The sequence below is a fragment of the Rhodothermales bacterium genome (assembly GCA_034439735.1).
GTDB lineage: Bacteria > Bacteroidota > Rhodothermia > Rhodothermales > JAHQVL01 > JAWKNW01.
In genome coordinates, this window is sequence record JAWXAX010000071.1 from 1 (window position 1) to 17,304 (window position 17,304).

Here is a 17,304-nt window from a genome sequence, read left to right on the forward strand (position 1 = left end):
CCGCTGCGTCTGTTCGCGATGACAGGCCTGGTTTTAAAAACACCACTCTGCGCCAACTCCGACATCCCATCGCAAATCGCTATTGGCTAATCGCTACTCGCTAATCATTCAGCGTCCAGTCATACGACAACGTCGTCACCGTCGTGCTTTCAGGGATCGGCGTGGCGCGGTAGGCATTGATGAAGGCGAGGACGGAGGGATGGTTCCGGGTGAAATCCGACACGTACCAGGTGAAGAGTTCAGAGAGCCGGGCGGTTCTGGCGCCGGCGTCGTAACGCACCAGTTGGGGGCTGGTCATGGCGTGGCGCGTCTGGCGGTCAAGCTGTTCGTCGAGTGTGGCGCCACGGTAGGCCTCGGGGATCAGTTCCGGGCAGCCTCGGGCGGCGCAGACGAGGGCGAAGTGGAGGCGGGCGTCCGGGTAGGCGACGTAGAGCGTCTTTTTCTCGAGGTTGTCCAGCGTGAGGGTCGCGCCGGCGACCGGGTAGGCGGCCTCGTTAAAAAAGCCGGCGTCGTCGAGCGGCGAGGCGAGGGGGAGGCGGTCGACCACGGTCTTGATGACCAGAATATTGTACGCATTGACCAGAAACGCCTTGTCGTCGGCCGGCGCGAGGGCGGCGCGGTCCGTTTCGGCGATGGACTTCAGCAGGGCATCCAGGGCCGCCGGCTCCTTTTTGATGGCGGCGTAATCGACGCGGCCGGCGCGGACGTGTTTCCCGAGAAGGGCATCGACGGAATCGTAAAACGGCTCTTGAGAAGCCGTTTGGGCCAAAATGGGGTGGGTTACAAGGAGCGAAATGAAAGAGAGGAATACGTGCAGACGCATGATATCAGGATTCAGTTCGTGGTGGCGATGTCCGTTGGCTGGAGCAAGCTTCGATCCAGGATGCCAGTGCAGCCTCATCGTACACTCCGGCGGCTGTTTGCTCAATCATCGTCACCGCTTCGACTTCAGGGGGGACAAAAGCATAGCCGTTTAGAAACAGGAATGCGCGCGTCGCCAGCAATCCGGCTCGCTTGTTCCCATCCAGAAACGCATGATTTTTGATAATCCCGTAGCAATACGATGCCGCAAGGGTGAATATCGTAGCGTGTTCGTCGTATGCAAAGACGTGTTGCGGTTTGGCAAGCGCACTTTCGAGAAGGGTCATATCTCGAACGCCTGCTAGCCCACCAAAGCGCGCTAGTGACTCTTCCTGTAGCGCCATTACCAGTTCCTTGCTGAGCCAGATGGGGTCGGGGGTGGCCATATCTTGGTAGTTTATTTCGCTAACTCCTTAAAGGCGTTGCGGTGTGTTTTCATGAACTCACGGGCGTCTTCGAGCGCTTCCGCGAATTTGGGATCGTAGGGGGTAAGGGTGTAACCCATGGATGATTCGGAAAGGAATAGTTCATCGCCTTCGCCGAGATTTAAGGCGGAAAGGGCGGTTTGAGGCAGGATTATACCCAGAGAATTACCGATGCGGCGGATTTTGATTTTCTCGGCGTTCATGGTCGTGGTCGTTTAGCATGTAAAGGTAGAACAATTGTTATAACGCTTGTATCGCAGGAAGTTCTCCAAAGATTACCGGGCTGACAGAAATTGGCTTAAAGCGCTCGAAATCGAATGGACGTTCCCCCGATCGAACGGCAGGGGCGGCTTGATTTTGATGACATTATGGTCCGGTCCGTCCGTGCTGAGCAGGATACCCTCCTGTTTCAGGGCTTCGACGGCCGCGGAAGCCGTGGCGGGGTCCGGCGTCCGGGTGACTCGGTCTGCCACGAACTCGACCCCGATAAACAGCCCGAGGCCGCGCACGTCGCCGATGGCGGGGTGGCGATCCTTTAGGGCGCGGAGTTCGTCGAGGAAGTAGGCGCCGGTTTCCAGGGCGTGTTGTTGGAGGCCTTCTGCCTCGATCACATCCAGCACCGCGAGGCCGGCCGCGCACGACACCGGGTTGCCGCCGAAGGTATTGAAGTACTCCATGCCATTGTTAAAGGCATCCGCGATGGCCGGCGTGGTCACCACCGCCCCCATCGGGTGCCCGTTGCCGATCGGTTTGCCCATGGTGACGATGTCTGGCACGACGCCCTGGGTTTCGAACGCCCAGAAGTGGGAGCCGACGCGGCCGAAGCCGACCTGCACTTCGTCGGCGATGCAGACGCCGCCGGCGGCGCGGACGGCGGCATAGGCGGCCGCCAGGAATCCATCGGGCAGGACGATCTGGCCGCCGCAGCTCAGGATGGACTCGGCGATAAACGCGGCCGGCGGATGGGCCGCGGCGAGCGCGGCGACAGGGCCGGCGTAGCGCGCGCCGAGGTCGGTCGATGTGTCTCGATAGAGGCCCCGGTAGGGGTCGGGCGCGGGGGCGATGTGGACCCACGGGGGGGCGCCGCGACCGCCGCGGCTGTTGAACTTGTAGGGGCTGATGTCGATCGTCGCGGCGGAGTTGCCGTGGTAGGCGTGGTCGAGCGCGATGACATCCTGCCGGCCCGTGTAGGTTCTCGCCAGACGGAGCGCCAGCTCGTTCGCCTCGGTACCGGAGCAAACGAAATAGCAGACGCTGAGTGGCTCTGGGAAGGTGGCGGTGAGCCGGCGGGCGTATTCGACGAGCCCGTCGTGCAGGTAGCGCGTGTTCGTGTTGAGCCGGCCGGCCTGCTCCGCGATGGCGCTTACGACGCGGGGGTGGCTGTGGCCGACGTGGCAGACATTGTTCACGCCATCGAGGTAGGCGCGGCCCGCCTCGTCGTACAGGTATTGCCCGCGGCCGCGGACGATCTTGAGCGGCTCCCGGTAGGAGAGGCTGAGCGAGGGGCCTAGGTGACGCCGGCGCAGGGCCAGCAGGTCGTTGTAGGAGTGGTTGGTGTGCATAAGGGATCTCGAAAATGAAATCGGTGGCGCCCGGGAATCGAAATCAGGAGGTCGGCGTCAGACCCGAAGGGTTTTCGAAACCCTTCGGGTCTTGACGGATCGCAACAAATCGCGCGTGCACCGCCGCCCGATCCAGCCGGGTCAAGCGCTGCAGCGCCTCCCACGCCGGCGCTTCACTGACGGCCAGGTAGGCGTTGTCCGGCGCCCGGGCGCGCTCGCGCGCCGAGTAGCACACGCTCATCGCCAGTCGCAGCAAGATCAATTCGAAGGCCAGCGCGAGCTCCTCTTCCGTCAACGGGAAAACGGCGTTGAATCCCTCGAAAACGTGGAGCGCGGCATCTACCGGCTCCGATTTCCCCAGCAGTGCGTACGTCGCGGCGATCGCCGGCTCGCAGACCAGCGCCGTCCAGATCAGATCTCCAAAATCGATGACCCCGCTTACACGTATCGTGGCGCCGGCGGCAGGCACCAGCACGTTGTGGTCGTTGGCGTCGTTATGGATCACCTGCATCCGTAATCGATCCAGCGCCGTCGATGTCTGGTTCGCGAATCGGTCGAGGATGTCCTCCGCGAAACGGCGACGCGCGGGGTCGGTAATCGCCGGCAGACAGGGAAACGCCAGACCCGCCTGCCGGAGGTCCCAGCGCAGGGTGCGCTGCATGGCTTCATGCCCGTACCCGCTCAGTGCCCGGTCGAGCCGGCCGAAGTACCGGCCGACGTCCCGGAGCAGCGCCGGCGGATGTTCGGGCAGATCCGCCAGAAATCGACCTTCCAGGTAAGTCACGATCCACGCGTGATGTCGTTCGCCGCCGTCGCCTACGACAACTGTGCGAGGATGTCCTTCCACGGTAGGGCAAATCTTCGGGACCCTCAGTGCGGGATCCGCCGCGGCGAGGTGGAGTAGAGCGCGCTGCTGGAAATCCAGGATGGCCTCGGATTCATCGCTATTCGCGATCTTTAACACCCAGGCCGTCTCCCCGTCTATTTCGAGGGCCGTGTTGAGGTCGCTATAACTGGGCAGGGCGCGCTGCGACGCCGCAAGTCCGAAAACCGAGCGAATGAGCGGCTCGATCGCGTCGGGCGAGAACGAAGGGCGCATGTGTTCAGGGCGACTCGAATCCTTGCCAGTTTTCCGTGTCGTAGTCGCAATCGCCACTGGGCCGGGTATCTTCAGGGACGTTGTACTGCCGGCGCAACCGCTCCAACTCCGCCTTCATGTCGGCAACGACGCCGGCGTAGTCCGGGTCGTCGTAGACACTCCGCAGCTCATCCGGGTCGGTTTCCAGGTCGAATAGCTCCCATTCATCCAGGAGGTAGAAATAGATCAGTTTGTGTCGGTCCGTGCGGACGCCATAGTGCCGCTGGACGCAATGGGCGTCGGGATATTCGTAGTAGTGGTAATAATGGCTGGTACGCCAGTCAGCCGGCGTGTCGCCCTGGAGGATCGGTTTCAGGCTGCGGCCCTGCATCGTGGCGGGCGGCGCGACGCCGGCCAATTCGAGAAAGGTGGGGCCGAAGTCGAGGTTGGATACAAAATCCTCGTTCACGCTTCCCGGCGCGATATGACGCGGCCAACGGACGATCAGCGGGGTACGAAGGGACTCCTCGTACATCCAGCGCTTGTCATACCACCCGTGTTCGCCCAGAAACCACCCCTGGTCGGAACTGTAGATGACGATGGTATTATCGGCGAGCCCCGTTTCATCGAGATACTCCAGTAAGCGTCCAATGTTGTCATCCACCGACGCCACGGCCCTCAGGTAGTCCTTGATATAGCGCTGGTATTTCCAGCGCGTGAGGGAGTCGCCCGTGAGCGGATGGGCCCGGAGCGCCTCGTTTTTGGGCTCATAGGCCGCATTCCAGGCCGCAAGCTGTTCCGCGGTAAGGTTGGATGGAGGGATGATCTTGAGGTCCAGCGCACGCAAGTTGCTGGCGATCATCATGTGCTGCTCGCGCGCCGAGCGGGTGCGGCCGGCGTAGTCGTCGAAAAGGGTCGCCGGCTCGGGGATGGTGACGTCGTCGTAGAGCGTGAGATGATCGGGGCCGGGGTCCCACGCCCGATGCGGCGCTTTGTGCTGATACATCAACATAAACGGCCTGGCGGGATCCCGCTTCGTTTGGAGCCAGTCCAGCGCGATATCGGTGATGATATCGGTTGTGTATCCCTCCACGCGCGACGTATCGTCCGGGGCGCCGATGAGCGGATTGTAATAGGTCCCCTGGTCGATGAGGGCTCGCCAGAAGTCGAAGCCGGTGGGGGTGCTCTGGAGATGCCATTTCCCGACGAGTGCCGTCTGGTAGCCGGCCTGCCGCAACAGCCTGGGAAAGGTGGTCTGGTCGCCGTCGAACGACTCGTTGTTCGTGATCTGTCCGTTAATGTGGTTATAGGTCCCGGTCAGGATAGTCGCCCGGCTCGGCGCGCAGATCGCGTTGGTCACGAAACAATGCTTGAACACCATGCCTTCACGCGCAAGGCGGTCGATTTGCGGCGTTTCGTTGATGACGGATCCGTACGCGCCGATAGCCTTTGTGCTGTGATCGTCGGAAAAAATAAAGACGATGTTCGGAGGAGCCGGGGCCTGTTGCGAACATGCGCCGGCCAGCCATGCGGCTACCACCAGCACAACCGGCCGAGCGAAGCCTGGGAGAAAACGGTGCATGATCGGATAGGGTGGTCAGGGGGATGCGTCCCGGATTGAATCCTGCCGGGGGTGAGAATGGGGGTAACATACAACGATTCCTCGGTATGTCACCAACACTCCCATGAGTTGCTAACGAGACCTAAACGGGACTATAACCCCACCCACGACCCAAAATGCATGCTCGTCCGCCGGCCCCACCGCGTCCGGTCTTCCGCGTCGGGGCCGGCGGCGTTATCGGGCTGTCGTCTGCCGGATCCAGGCCTCGATGGTTTCGAGGGCGCTGGGCGCCCTGGTTTCTTCGATCTGGCTGTACTCGGCCGGGAGGGTCGCTTTCCGCGAGTACAAGATCATAGATTCCCCGGTTAAACGCGGCCGTTCTACCGATCACGCCGGCGTCGACCCGCCGACGCCCCGGTCATCGTAGCGCTGCACCGCGATGCCCCGCCGCGTGAGGTAATCCGCCAGCCCGGGTTGGGCGGTTGCGGTGATAATAGTGAGTCCCATGATAACGGTGAGCAGCAGCACGCGCATGGTTATGTTCAGGTTTAGATACTTAGAGAATCATCTAAATGAACGGAGGTTTTGCGCGGAGGTTGCAGGAACGATATTTTACATCGGCCCTCCGTAGAAAATCGCTTTCAAGGAGGCCTGCGTCACCATATAGCCATCGCCATGAAGCCATCGTCCATGAATCGCCGTTCGTTTGTTCAGCAGGCTGCCGCACTCGCCGGCACGGCCCTCGTCGCCCCGAACATCATTGTTCGCTCTTCGCTTGACGGCGAGGTGATCGGTCATGGGGAGTTCAAGTACCGGGTACACAAGACGTGGGGGAATCTGGATCCTGGCGCGACGCCCGTCAAGAACTGCCACGAGATGGTGATGGATTCGAAGAAGCGCCTCATCATGGTGACGGACGAGGCGAAGAACAACATCCTGGTGTACGATAAGTCCGGCAAGCTGCTGGAAAGCTGGGGTACTGAGTATCCGGGCGGGCACGGGCTGACGTTGTGGGAAGCCGGCGGGGAGGAATTCCTCTTTATCTGCGACCCCGGCCTCGGGTTGGTCGTGAAGACCACGCTCGACGGGCAGGTGCTGCTGCGGATCGAGCATCCAAAGACCATTGGACAGTACGCGGAAAACGACCCGTTCCTGCCGACGGAGACGGCGATCGGGCCGAACGGCGACATCTACGTGGCGGACGGGTACGGGTCGCAGTACATCCTCCAGTATTCGATGACGGGCGAGTTCATCCGCAAGTTCGGGGGCAAGGGGGATGGGGCCGATCAGTTCCAGACGGCGCACGGCGTGTGCGTGGATACACGGAGCCCGGAGGGCCCGACGTTGCTCATTACTTCGCGCGTCCACAATGCGTTTAAGCGGTTCACGCTGGACGGGACGTATCTCTCGACGATCTTCCTTCCGGGCGCGTTTGTGTGCCGGCCGGTCATCTCCGGCGACCACCTGTACGCCGGCGTCTGCTGGTCTCGCCTGAAGTACCTGAACCAGACGGATCGTTCGGGCTTCGTCACCATTCTCGACAAGGACGACCGGGTGGTCTCGAACCCCGGCGGCACCCCGCCGGTCTACCGCAACGGCGAACTGCAACTCATGGTGCAGGATCTCCCGATCTTCTTCCACTGCCACGACGTCTGCGTGGACGACGACGAGAACATCTACGTGTGCCAGTGGAACGCGGAGAAAACCTACCCGATCAAGCTTGAAAGGATTTAAGGGGTTTAAGGGCCTATTCATTGAACCTTAAACTTCGAACCTTTAATACTGTGGACTGCTATCGCACATCTGGGCCATTCCTGGTGATCAGGCCCCTCCTCGGATCGAGGAGGGGCGAGTTCTGACGTCGATTTATCGAAGTCAGAACGGGGAGGAGTAAAGCCCGGCGTCAACGCAGGTCATTTTTTTGCAATTCGACCTGAGAGCCGAGTTTGCGAAAATTCAGGTAGAGACGGCGGGGCGTCGTTTGACGCATCTGCCCGGTATCGCTTCGCTCCTCCCCATCCCGTCAACGCTTCGCTCCGACGGGATTTGCCCCTCCTCGGATCGAGGAGGGGCCTGGCCGTCAGGCACGGTTAAGCTCCAAAAAATGTCCAAAGTATTAAACCTCGAACCTTGAACCCTTAAACGCCAGCAGCCGCAATCCATTCAACGACACCAGCACGGTGCTGCCTTCGTGGCCTATGACGGCGAGGGGGAGGGGGAGGTTGACGGTGAGGATCGACACGATCATCACGACGATCATGAAGAGGGCAAAGCCGAGGTTGACGTAGAGCGTCTGCCGCGCCTTGCGGCTCAGTTCGACCATATAGGGTAAGAGGGTGAGGTCGTCGCCCATGAGGACGACGTCGGCCGTCTCCAGGGCGACATCGCTGCCAATAGCGCCCATGGCGATGCCCATCGACGCCTTTGCGAGCGCCGGCGCGTCGTTGACGCCGTCGCCCACCATGGCGACGGCCCCGTAGGTGCGCTGGAGTTCGTCCAACACCGCCATCTTTTCAGCCGGCAGCCGGCCGGCATACACGGCATCCACCCCCGCTTCCTTGCCGATGGCCTCGGCGACCGCCTGGTTGTCGCCGGTGATCATGGCGATGTGCTGGATGCCCAGCCGTTTCAGCGCCAGGATGGCCGCCGGCGCCTCCGGGCGCAGGGCGTCGGCAAAGGCGAGGACGCCCGCGATGTGTTCCGCTCCGTGGCCGGCACCGATGCCGACGAAGACGCTCGTTTTTCCCTCGGCTTCCAGCCGGTGGAGCGCCTCAATGGCCGCGGTCGATGGGCCGGCCTCTTCGAAAAAACGAGCGTTGCCGATACGCACGGTGTGCCCGTCCACGCGCCCACGGACTCCCATGCCGGCCACGGCCTCAAAGTGCTGTGGTATGGCGATGGGGATCTCCCGGTCGTTCGCGGCGCCCACGGTTGCCTGGGCGAGCGAGTGTTCGGACCCCGACTGGAGCGAGGCGGCGAGGGCCAGGAGCGCATTTTCATCGCCGGCCCAGGACCCGTTTGCCGTCGGGAGGAGGACGATGTCGGTCACCGTGCGCCGGCCGATCGTAAGCGTTCCCGTCTTGTCGAACGCAATCGCCCGGATGTCCGCCCCGCGTTCGACGTAGACGCCGCCTTTAAACAGGATGCCGCGCCGGGCGGCGTTGCCGATCGCTGAGAGGATTGTCGCCGGCGTGCTGATGACGAGGGCGCAAGGGGATGCGGCCACCATGAGCGTCATGGCGCGATAAAAGGCGGGATCGAACGCCTCGCCGAGCACCAGGAGCGGGAACGCGATGGCAAGCCCCGTGAACACGATCACCGCCATCGCATAATACTGCTCGGCCGTGTCGATGAAGCGCTGGGTCTGCGCCTTTTCGCCCTGGGCGACTTCCACGAGTTGGATGAGCTTCGCGATGGTCGACTCCGCCGCCCGGCGCGTGACGCGGATTTCCAGCGAGCCGTTTTCGTTGAGCGTCCCGCCGAAGACCGTGTCGCCGGGCTTTTTGGGTATCGGGACGGATTCGCCCGTGAGTGAGGCCTGGTCTACCTTGCTGGCGCCGGCAACCACCTCGCCATCCAACGGCACGAGGTCGCCCGGCCGCACCTGGACGAGTTCGCCCACCTGGATCTCGCCGGCCGGCGCCTGGACCCATACGCCGTTCCGGGACACGCGCGCCTGCTGGGGGTTGAGCTTCATCAGCTCTCGAATGGCGTTTCGGCTCCGATCGATTGCAAAATGCTGAAGCGTGTTCGAGAGGGAAAAGAGGAAAAGCAGCATGGCCCCTTCGAACGGGGCGTCGACGAGCGCCGCGCCGATGGCGGCGAGCACCATCAGCAGATCGATGTCGATCCGCCACTCACGCAGGGCCGACAGGGCGCTACGGAGGCCCATATATCCACCCGATGTATACGATATGGCGTATAACGAGGTCGCGAGCGCGGGTGATGCGTCTTGCCAGTGAGCGATGAGACCGGCCATCATGGACAAAAAAGCCAGCGCCGTGAGGCCTATCTCCAGTCTTCGCGTTTTGATCGGTTGTCCCATTTGATCGTTTATCGGGCGCAGCGGAAGCCGATGGTGTCCGACGTCACTTCCCCGAGTGTTCCGGAGCGCCAGAATGTCTGGTTAAGATAGGCTTCCGACTTGAAACTCCGTCCCGATAAGGGAGATGGCGCTTCATGAGGACCAGGAGTGCGCCAGATCTCACCCAGCGGCGCACCCATAAGTGGATTCACGGTTCCGTGAGAAGTTTCTAGCGTACGCCGAGCGTGAAGTGCTACCCGCCGGCCATTGTCCCACGTCCCTGCACCTCCTCGGCCGGCTACTCTGTCCACGCTATTCGCTGTTGCATTCTAGTCTGGTCCCGGGATTGGTCCGCAGATCCGGGGCCCTTGCTGTTCAGGGTAACGAATAGGGCATTCGTACAGGCCTTTTTGCTTGCGTCAGCAGTTCGCTGCCTGGTTTCTGGTCATCGTTTGTTTCGCTCCGGCCGCTGTGCTGGCCCAGGGGACCTCCGCCGAACACGCGGCGGACGACGCGTACTGGGCGCAAAAGGCGCAGGCCTATCCCCCTTTTGAGGTCAACCTGAGCGCGCTGCGGGTGGCCTCGGCCGGCGAAATGTGCACTCTGGGCCAGTGGGGACCCGTGCTGGAGTGGCCGCACATCCCCGTCACCGCCGCCAATCTACCCGACGGCCGGGTGCTGACCTGGCGTCGAATGAGGAGGATGCCTTCCCCTCCGGACCCGAATACACCTTTGCCGCGGCCTGGCATCCCGTTTCGGGGACGTTCCAGCTGGTGCCGCACACCTCACACGACATGTTCTGCGCCGGCCAGGTGATGCTGGAAGATGGACGCGTGCTCGTCAACGGCGGGCGCGATACGGTGTCCACGACGAGTTCTTTGATTTTACGACCAACACCTGGACCAAAGTCCAGCCGATGAGCAACGGCCGCTGGTACCCGACCTCCGTGGCGCTCGCGATTGGATCGACTTCACCGACGGCGGCGGGGCCGACGGGCTCGAAGGATCGCAGGTTGGCAGGTTGAGAACCTGTAACCTGCAACTTGCCAACCTGTAACCTGCAACTTGCCAACCTGTCAACCAATCACTTCCACCCCTTTCCAGAACGCCACGTAGTCCGTGATTTCGGCGGCGGCGTCTTTGGGGGCTGGGTAGTACCAGGCGGCGGCCTCGTTGGTCTGGCCTTCGACGACGAGGTTGTAGTAACTCGCCGAGCCTTTCCACGGGCAGAAGGTTTTCATCGGGTTGAGGCGGAAGTATTCCGAGTGGATCGCGTCCGGCGGGAAGTAGTGGTTGCCTTCTATGACGATGGTCGCGTCGCTTTCGGCGACGACGGTGTTTTTCCAGATAGCTTTCATCTGAGGTACGCCTGGGGATCGTGATGGCAGAATGTAAACAGTGGGATATGTGGGATTTCGGTGCTAACGTCGTTTCGGGCGATGCGTTTCACCGGCCGGCGGCGAGCGCGTAGGCGAGCAGGCCGGCGCGGAGGGTCCAGGCGGCCGTGCGGATCCAATTGGTGCGAACGAGTTTGCGGTGGGCGTCGGCGGAGAAGCCGGCTTCGAGGCGGGTGTGTTGCGGCACCTGGAGGAAGGCCGTGGAGGCCCAGATGACGCCGACGAGCCCCAGGCCGACCCAGAGGAGCTGGGCCGGCACGCCGGCCGGCGGCCGTGCGACAAGCGCAATCGCGGTCGCCAGTTCGACGGCCATCGGTGGGAAGACGACCCACGTGATGGCGCGTTCGTGGGCGCGCTGGTAGGCGGCAAAACCCTCGCGACCGACCCGGCTAAAGAGCGGATAATGGACGATCTGGATGACGAGGATGACACCCAGCATGAACCAGGTGACGAAGGCGTTGACGAGCAGAAGATCGATAGTCATGAGGGCGACGCCGGCGAAAGTGGGATCTGTTGGGGTACGAAGCGGCCGAGTTGATGCCGCAGCGCTGATTCAAGATCCGGGTACTGGAAGATAAATCCGTCGTCGATCAGGCGTGCCGGCGCGAGGCGCAGGCTTTTAAATAAGGTCTCGTCCGCCATCTGGCCCAGAACGGACAGGGTGAGGGCCGGCGGGATGCGGCCCGCGACGGGGCGCCGCAGCACCCGCCCGAGCGTCGTCGTGAAGTCGCGCTGGGCGACGGGGCGGGGGCCGACGAGGTTCACCGCTCCTGACAGCGCGCTGTTCATCACCAGATGGCCGATGGCGTACACCAGGTCGTCCGGCGCGATCCAACTCATGAAGTCGGCCGAACGCCCGACCTGCACGCCAGCGCCCAAGGCGAAGGGCCGGACGAGCTGGGCGAGGGCGCCCCCGCGGGGGGTGAGCACGACGCCGATGCGGAGAAGGACAGTTCGAATGCCGGCGGCGGTCGCCGGCGCGGTAGCGCCCTCCCAGCTTGCACAGACGCGCGCGAGGAAGGTAGCGTCGGCGGTCGGGGTCCGTTCGTCGAGCGCTTCGTCTCCCCGGTCGCCGTAGATGGCGATGCCCGAGGCCGAGAGGAACGCGGTTGGCGGAGCCTTGAGCCGTGCGAGGGTGTCGGCGAGGAGGTGCGTCCCACGGATGCGGCTCTGCTCGATGCGCGCCCGTTTTGCGGCGGTCCACCGCAGGGCCACGATGGACTCACCGGCCAGGTGGACGACCGCGTCCAGCCCTTCGAGCTTGCCGGCGTCGATCTCGCCCGTATCCGGGTCCCAGAAAACCGCGTCCGGCGCGGCGCTACGGCCCCGCACCAGGCGGAGTACCTGATGCCCGCCCGTAGTGAGGAATGCCGTCAGCAGCCGGCCGACCATGCCCGATGCGCCCGTGATGGCGATGCGGAGGGAGCGGCCGGTGGGGTTGATCGCCTGGTGGACGCGTAGGTCGGTCCGTGTCGTCGCATGGCGGTAGGTGAACTGGCTGTCGAGCTGGCGGCGGATGAGGCCGCCGCCGATCCGGTCGCCGAGCCGGCCCAGGGGCAGCTCGTAGCGGAGCGCATCCACGAGCCGGCTCGAGTTGTCGTCGATGGGCTCCATGTGATGGGTGTGATCCCAGCGGTGAAACGGTCCCGAGCGCTGGATATCGCGGAATTGCCGGCCGGCGACGTAGTCGGCATGTTCGGCCACCCAGCGAATCCGGGCCGGCGGCTTCCCGAGCAGCAGCACCGCGCGTTGACCGTCGCGGATGCCTTCGAACGAGGCCAGCGTCACCGGCGCCCACGGCGGCACCAGGCGCTCGAAGGCGCCCGGACGTTCATGCCAGGCAAAAAGCGCCTCGGCGGAGACAGGCATCGAGCTGGTGTAGGTGCGGTTGGGCATTGGGGGGGAAATGTTTAGGGTTTAAGGATCAAGGTAGGAAGTCGCGGTGTGGACGGCCCTGGCCCTCGGCTCTCGATATGGGACCCAGCGCCGAGTGGGATCTCAACCTGATAGTTAGCAAGCCGTTTTGGAGGGCGAAATCAGGTCGTAGAGGCCTGGGGTGGTGCGGAGCCGGCCGGGTGGCACGGGCTTTGAATTGATTCAGTTACCCATTCGAACCCCACCCTACCCACCACGGAAAGGCGTCTCCCCACCCCGGGACTCTCGCCCACGATTTCATCCACAGGCAGCGGGCTTCCCATCCGCCCGTGCTCGTGTTAGCCGTCCACCCATCCCACCGGGCGGCGCCGGGCCTCGCTGCCGCGAGCCGAAGCATGTACGCATGACACCTGATAAAAACCCCTCGAATCGCCCCGTTCGCCTTCGTTCGTTCCCGCCCGATGTACACGACAAAGTATGTGAAGACCTTGTTTCCCGCAATCTGATCAACAACGGCGATGTCGCCGCGGCGTATCGCAAACGCCGGGCGCTGCACGCGCTCGGCTCGACGCAGCCGGTGTGGCGTATCCTGGCGCTGAACCCCGCGCTGGACAAGGAGCAGATCTATGCCACGGCCGCGGACATGCATGGCTACAAGACCGTCCAGACCGATCGCCTCGAACTCATCCAGTTCGTCCGCCGCATTGTCGACCGCTTTTCCGAGATGCAGTGGCGGAAGCTCGGCATGCTGGGTATCGTCCCGATCGGCACGATCGAAAGCGCCGTCTATCCCACCCGCTGGGTGTTTGGCACCTTCGACCCCACGATCCGCGAGGCGCATCAACTGGCGCGGGACTGCTCCGCCAACCACTACGAAATGCGTTACCTCCCCCACGCGCTCGTCGCCGAACTCATCGCCGAAGTATTTCTGACGCGTCTGGAGCTGCCGCCGGAGGAGTAGGGCGGGTGCTAATTGTCTGACAGGTTGAGTGTGCGGAGTATCCGTCGCTGGCTCGGAAGGCGTGTCGGTTATGCTCTTCCATGGGGTTCTTTGTTGGTGTGGTGGATTTAGGTACACAATTCGAGGAAAACTACTTAATCAGCTGGGGCGTTACATTACGACTGCGGTCCCTGTGTAGATATTATGTTATTATCACGTCCCCTCGATGGACAGCGCGCCTCTTGCGCGGCGAATAAACATGTACCCGCGCCGGCTTTTATCGAAACCGCCTCGTTTGTTTTGCCGGTTACCGTAGCTACGTCTTTCCCGGCATATCCCACCGGTGGCACGGAGTCTCTTACCACTCTATCGATGCTTCGCACGATAGTTCTTCGGGTATGAAGCTCTCCTGATCGGGTGATTGGCCCTATCGCCGATGCGCCCTGGCCGTTCCCGTTTTCGATCCCTGTCGGGTTCTGTGTATATTCCAGAGCCGGGCCGTGGACTTCCATGGGCTATTCATTATTCAGGAGAAGATTCGTGGTCACGATTTATTACGCATCATGCTGGGCGCTGTGTCCTTCTTGGGTACAGGCCTGTAGGCGGAATTCCTCCCTTTTGTCTGCTTCCAGCGAACCACAGATCGCAGGAGGTCGACTCAAACGATCCACCGCAACCGCCCCGCGCCGCCGAGGAAAGCTTTTTGGGCTCGCCGCGTTAACTTTTTTGGTCGTTACTTCGGCGGCATCCCTGGCGCAAGGGAGCACGCAACTCGTCTACCAGGTTTCGGATTTCGATGTGTTGGTGGCGGGAGCTAACACATCCCATTCCTCACGTCCAATAGCCTCCGGGGTAGACACGCTGACGTACGAAACGGCGCTCGGAAAGGCTCTGGCGTCTAATCCGCGCCTTCGCGCGGCAGCGCTCGAGATTGAAGCGCGTCGCGCCCTAACTCGGCAAGCGAATCGAATATCCAATCCGTTTCTGGATGCAGAGGCCGAAAACGTGTCGTCCAATGGTCCCGAGGAAGCGATTACGACGGCCATGCTCGGTCAGCTGGTCGAGCTTGGCGGCGATCGCCTGGCGCGGCACCGCCTGGCGCGGAGCGAAGCAAATCGCGCGGTTGTAGATGCGGCCATTGAAGCACTCTTTATTCGAGGAATCACCCGCGCTCGTTTTGCCGAGGCCTCGGCGGCGCAGGCACAAAGCCGGCTTTCCCGAACCCTGCGAGCGCTGGCCGATACGATCCTGGCGGCTACGAGGGAGCAGGTAGTCGCAGGCGACCGTTCGCCGATCGATCAAACCCGCGCGGAGATTTTACTCGCGGAAGCCCGTACCGAGGTCGACAAGGCGGATGCTGAACAAGGGGCGGCCTATGCGCGTCTGGCCGCCGTGTGGGGCGCCACACCCGATTTCGAAGCGGTGGCGCCGCTGCCGACGCCCAAACCCATCCCGCCCCTCGATTCGCTCCTGGCCGCGCTTCCACAAAGTGCGTCGATGGCCGTCTGGGAAGTTGAGGCGGAACGGAGAGCGGCGAATCTGCGACTCGAACAGGCGCGTCGCATACCAGATATCACGCTCACTGCCGGATATCGGCGCTTCACCGAGACGGGAGATGGAGCCTTAGTCGGCCGTTTGAACCTTCCGATTCCGCTATTTAACCGCAATCAGGGAGGCGTGGACGCCGCGCGTTTCCGGCTTCTGGCCGTCGAGGCGGATCAAGCGGCGGCCGTCTCGGAAATGCGCGCGGTATTGGCCGAAAGGTATGCCGCCATCACGTCCGCGTACACCGAAGCCGAGGCGCTCCGAATCGAGGTGATTCCGCGCGCCACGGAAGTAACCGAGCGCATCGAAGAAGGTTATCGCGCGGGACGGTTCTCGTTGCTCGATTTACTCGATGCGCAGCGCACCCTGACGGCCGCCAGCGCACGCTATCAGGAGGCCCTCGCGCGGTATTACATCACGGCGGCCGACATTGAGCAGCTTACGTCACGCCCCCTAGAACCGATCGAATAGCGGCCATGAACAAACATCAGATCATTAGTATCATCGTTATCGCGACGTTAGGCCTATTGCTCGGATTCCTCATTTTGCGCGAGCCGGTCGCCGTTACCGTGGCGTACGACGCCCAAGAAGAAGGTGAAGCAGTTTTTGCACGGGGGCCCCATGGAGGACGACTTCTTGAGGCGGGCAGTCGTTCGATAGAAGTCGCCATTTTTGAAAACGGCATACCGCCCGAGCTTCGACTCTATCCGTTTATCGACGGAGAGCCAGCCGATCCCGCAAGCCTGGACGTGACGGTGGAGTTACAACGCCTCGGTGGGGTTATCGACACCCTGTCCTTTCGTTCGCTGGGTGCGTTTCTCCAGGGCGACAAGGTGGTGTACGAGCCGCACTCGTTCGACGTCGTGGTTCGGGGTACATGGATGGACGAGCCCATCTGGTGGGAGTATGCCACCATCGAAGGGCGCGTGGAAATGCCTGTTGAACTCGCCGCCGCGAATGGTGTCCTGGTTGACACCGCGAACCCGGCGTCTATTCGAGAGACGCTAGCCTTTCCGGGGGAGGTCCAGCTCAATGCCGATGAAGTCGCCCGGGTGGCGCCACGCGTGGCCGGTGCCGTGGCCTCCGTTTCCGTTGCTCTTGGGCAACGAGTGTCCGCGGGCACAATCCTGGCGATTATCGAAAGTCGTGAACTTGGGGAGGCGCAGCGAGACTATGTCGAAAGCCTCCATCGGATGGAGTTGGCGCAGTCTACGTACGAGCGAGAGCGAACGTTATTCGAACGGGGTATCTCCGCCCGAAAAGACTATGAACAAGCCCGGCACAACTTGGAGGAAGCCGAGCTCGAAAAACAGCTTGCCGAGCAGGTGCTCGAATCGCTGGGTGTATCGCGATCCCAGTTGGCGGAGCTTGGGGTAGAACCAGAGGGCATTGCCGCGGAACGAGAGGTGCGGTCGCCCTTGCCGGGATCGTTGACGCGGCATGTGATCCGTTCGCCGATCAGCGGTGAAGTGCTTGAGCGTCAACTGGCCGTCGGTCAGCAGCTCTCCGGCGACGAAGAAGTATTTAGAATAGCCGATCTGTCCACGGTCTGGGTGGAAGTAGCCGTTAATGCCCGCGACCTCGGTACCGTTCGAACAGGACAGGATGTGATCGTGCGCGGCCTCGAAGAGACCGCCGAGGGAGAGACTATCGCAACCGGGCGACTGAGTTATGTCGGGTCCCTGGTGGGGAAGGCGACGCGTACGGCGAGGGCGCTGGTGACCTTGCCAAACCAGGATGGACGATGGCGACCCGGGCAGTTTGTTGAAGTGGAAGTGGTTCAGAGCGAAGTGACCGTCCCCATGGCCGTGCGTCGCGAGGCCATCCAGACATGGAGGGAGATGCCGGTTGTATTTGCGCAGTTCGGCGACGCTTTTGAGGTCCGGCCGTTAACCCTCGGGCGGAGTGGGAAGGAGTATGTGGAGGTGCTCGAAGGCTTGTTTCCAGGCCAAAGGTACGCCGTGGAAGGGGCCTTTCTCCTCCGTGCGGACCTGGAGAAATCCGGCGCTTCCCACGATCATTAACAGCCCCAATAGA

Annotated in this window: 15 protein-coding genes; 5 read left to right on the plus strand and 10 right to left on the minus strand. The window is 62.3% G+C overall.

Features of this window, described 5'->3' with window-relative positions:
• Positions 1 to 100 precede the first annotated feature (100 nt).
• From SH809_05260 to SH809_05285, 6 genes are all read right to left on the minus strand, one after another.
• Positions 101 to 823, minus strand: coding sequence for a DUF547 domain-containing protein (locus SH809_05260; GenBank protein MDZ4699096.1), 723 nt, complete (start codon positions 821 to 823; stop codon positions 101 to 103).
• A gap of 4 nt (positions 824 to 827) precedes the next feature.
• The gene (locus SH809_05265) at positions 828 to 1,247 is read right to left on the minus strand and encodes a type II toxin-antitoxin system death-on-curing family toxin (protein MDZ4699097.1); all 420 of its coding nucleotides are present in this window, start codon (positions 1,245 to 1,247) and stop codon (positions 828 to 830) included.
• An 11-nt stretch (positions 1,248 to 1,258) separates the two neighbouring features.
• Positions 1,259 to 1,489: an AbrB/MazE/SpoVT family DNA-binding domain-containing protein gene (locus tag SH809_05270; GenBank protein MDZ4699098.1), complete on the minus strand. Its 231-nt coding sequence runs from the start codon at positions 1,487 to 1,489 to the stop codon at positions 1,259 to 1,261.
• A gap of 72 nt (positions 1,490 to 1,561) precedes the next feature.
• Positions 1,562 to 2,848, minus strand: a complete 1,287-nt coding sequence (locus SH809_05275; GenBank protein ID MDZ4699099.1) for an aminotransferase class III-fold pyridoxal phosphate-dependent enzyme — start codon at positions 2,846 to 2,848, stop codon at positions 1,562 to 1,564.
• A gap of 43 nt (positions 2,849 to 2,891) precedes the next feature.
• Positions 2,892 to 3,947, minus strand: a complete 1,056-nt coding sequence (locus SH809_05280; GenBank protein ID MDZ4699100.1) for a phosphotransferase — start codon at positions 3,945 to 3,947, stop codon at positions 2,892 to 2,894.
• 4 nt (positions 3,948 to 3,951) lie between these two features.
• The gene (locus tag SH809_05285) at positions 3,952 to 5,508 is read right to left on the minus strand and encodes a sulfatase (GenBank protein MDZ4699101.1); all 1,557 of its coding nucleotides are present in this window, start codon (positions 5,506 to 5,508) and stop codon (positions 3,952 to 3,954) included.
• A gap of 654 nt (positions 5,509 to 6,162) precedes the next feature.
• Between SH809_05285 and SH809_05290 the strand changes: the two genes are divergently transcribed.
• Positions 6,163 to 7,221, plus strand: coding sequence for a hypothetical protein (locus SH809_05290; GenBank protein MDZ4699102.1), 1,059 nt, complete (start codon positions 6,163 to 6,165; stop codon positions 7,219 to 7,221).
• A 382-nt stretch (positions 7,222 to 7,603) separates the two neighbouring features.
• Here SH809_05290 and SH809_05295 read toward each other — a convergent pair whose 3' ends face one another.
• The gene (locus SH809_05295; protein MDZ4699103.1) at positions 7,604 to 9,469 is read right to left on the minus strand and encodes a heavy metal translocating P-type ATPase; all 1,866 of its coding nucleotides are present in this window, start codon (positions 9,467 to 9,469) and stop codon (positions 7,604 to 7,606) included.
• Between the two features lie 456 nt (positions 9,470 to 9,925).
• On the opposite strand from SH809_05295, the gene SH809_05300 reads away from it, so the two are divergent.
• Entirely contained in the window at positions 9,926 to 10,327 is a 402-nt protein-coding gene (locus tag SH809_05300; GenBank protein ID MDZ4699104.1) for a hypothetical protein, read from the plus strand.
• Between the two features lie 259 nt (positions 10,328 to 10,586).
• Here SH809_05300 and SH809_05305 read toward each other — a convergent pair whose 3' ends face one another.
• From SH809_05305 to SH809_05315, 3 genes are all read right to left on the minus strand, one after another.
• Positions 10,587 to 10,868 (minus strand): DUF427 domain-containing protein, encoded by a 282-nt coding sequence (locus SH809_05305; GenBank protein MDZ4699105.1) that lies wholly within the window; start codon positions 10,866 to 10,868, stop codon positions 10,587 to 10,589.
• Positions 10,869 to 10,956: 88 nt separating this feature from the next.
• Complete coding sequence (locus SH809_05310) at positions 10,957 to 11,391, minus strand: hypothetical protein (GenBank protein ID MDZ4699106.1); 435 nt, start codon at positions 11,389 to 11,391, stop codon at positions 10,957 to 10,959.
• Entirely contained in the window at positions 11,388 to 12,803 is a 1,416-nt protein-coding gene (locus SH809_05315) for a TIGR01777 family oxidoreductase (GenBank protein MDZ4699107.1), read from the minus strand. Before SH809_05315 ends, SH809_05310 begins: the two co-directional genes overlap by 4 nt.
• Positions 12,804 to 13,185: 382 nt before the next feature.
• Here SH809_05315 and SH809_05320 point away from each other — a divergent pair, with 382 nt between their 5' ends.
• The 3 genes from SH809_05320 to SH809_05330 all read left to right on the plus strand — a co-directional run bounded on the left by SH809_05320 (position 13,186) and on the right by SH809_05330 (position 17,291).
• Positions 13,186 to 13,743 (plus strand): hypothetical protein, encoded by a 558-nt coding sequence (locus tag SH809_05320; GenBank protein MDZ4699108.1) that lies wholly within the window; start codon positions 13,186 to 13,188, stop codon positions 13,741 to 13,743.
• A gap of 705 nt (positions 13,744 to 14,448) precedes the next feature.
• The gene (locus SH809_05325) at positions 14,449 to 15,738 is read left to right on the plus strand and encodes a TolC family protein (protein MDZ4699109.1); all 1,290 of its coding nucleotides are present in this window, start codon (positions 14,449 to 14,451) and stop codon (positions 15,736 to 15,738) included.
• A 5-nt stretch (positions 15,739 to 15,743) separates the two neighbouring features.
• Positions 15,744 to 17,291: an efflux RND transporter periplasmic adaptor subunit gene (locus tag SH809_05330; GenBank protein ID MDZ4699110.1), complete on the plus strand. Its 1,548-nt coding sequence runs from the start codon at positions 15,744 to 15,746 to the stop codon at positions 17,289 to 17,291.
• The last annotated feature ends 13 nt before the right edge of the window (positions 17,292 to 17,304 follow it).

Bases quoted from the DNA above. Each gene is read 5' to 3' on its own strand.
- SH809_05260 (MDZ4699096.1), bottom strand. From the start codon at position 823: ATGCGTCTGCACGTATTCCTCTCTTTCATTTCGCTCCTTGTAACCCAC.
- SH809_05265 (MDZ4699097.1), bottom strand. From the start codon at position 1,247: ATGGCCACCCCCGACCCCATCTGGCTCAGCAAGGAACTGGTAATGGCG.
- SH809_05270 (MDZ4699098.1), bottom strand. From the start codon at position 1,489: ATGAACGCCGAGAAAATCAAAATCCGCCGCATCGGTAATTCTCTGGGT.
- SH809_05275 (MDZ4699099.1), bottom strand. From the start codon at position 2,848: ATGCACACCAACCACTCCTACAACGACCTGCTGGCCCTGCGCCGGCGT.
- SH809_05280 (MDZ4699100.1), bottom strand. From the start codon at position 3,947: ATGCGCCCTTCGTTCTCGCCCGACGCGATCGAGCCGCTCATTCGCTCG.
- SH809_05285 (MDZ4699101.1), bottom strand. From the start codon at position 5,508: ATGCACCGTTTTCTCCCAGGCTTCGCTCGGCCGGTTGTGCTGGTGGTA.
- SH809_05290 (MDZ4699102.1), top strand. From the start codon at position 6,163: ATGAAGCCATCGTCCATGAATCGCCGTTCGTTTGTTCAGCAGGCTGCC.
- SH809_05295 (MDZ4699103.1), bottom strand. From the start codon at position 9,469: ATGATGGCCGGTCTCATCGCTCACTGGCAAGACGCATCACCCGCGCTC.
- SH809_05305 (MDZ4699105.1), bottom strand. From the start codon at position 10,868: ATGAAAGCTATCTGGAAAAACACCGTCGTCGCCGAAAGCGACGCGACC.
- SH809_05310 (MDZ4699106.1), bottom strand. From the start codon at position 11,391: ATGACTATCGATCTTCTGCTCGTCAACGCCTTCGTCACCTGGTTCATG.
- SH809_05315 (MDZ4699107.1), bottom strand. From the start codon at position 12,803: ATGCCCAACCGCACCTACACCAGCTCGATGCCTGTCTCCGCCGAGGCG.
- SH809_05320 (MDZ4699108.1), top strand. From the start codon at position 13,186: ATGACACCTGATAAAAACCCCTCGAATCGCCCCGTTCGCCTTCGTTCG.
- SH809_05330 (MDZ4699110.1), top strand. From the start codon at position 15,744: ATGAACAAACATCAGATCATTAGTATCATCGTTATCGCGACGTTAGGC.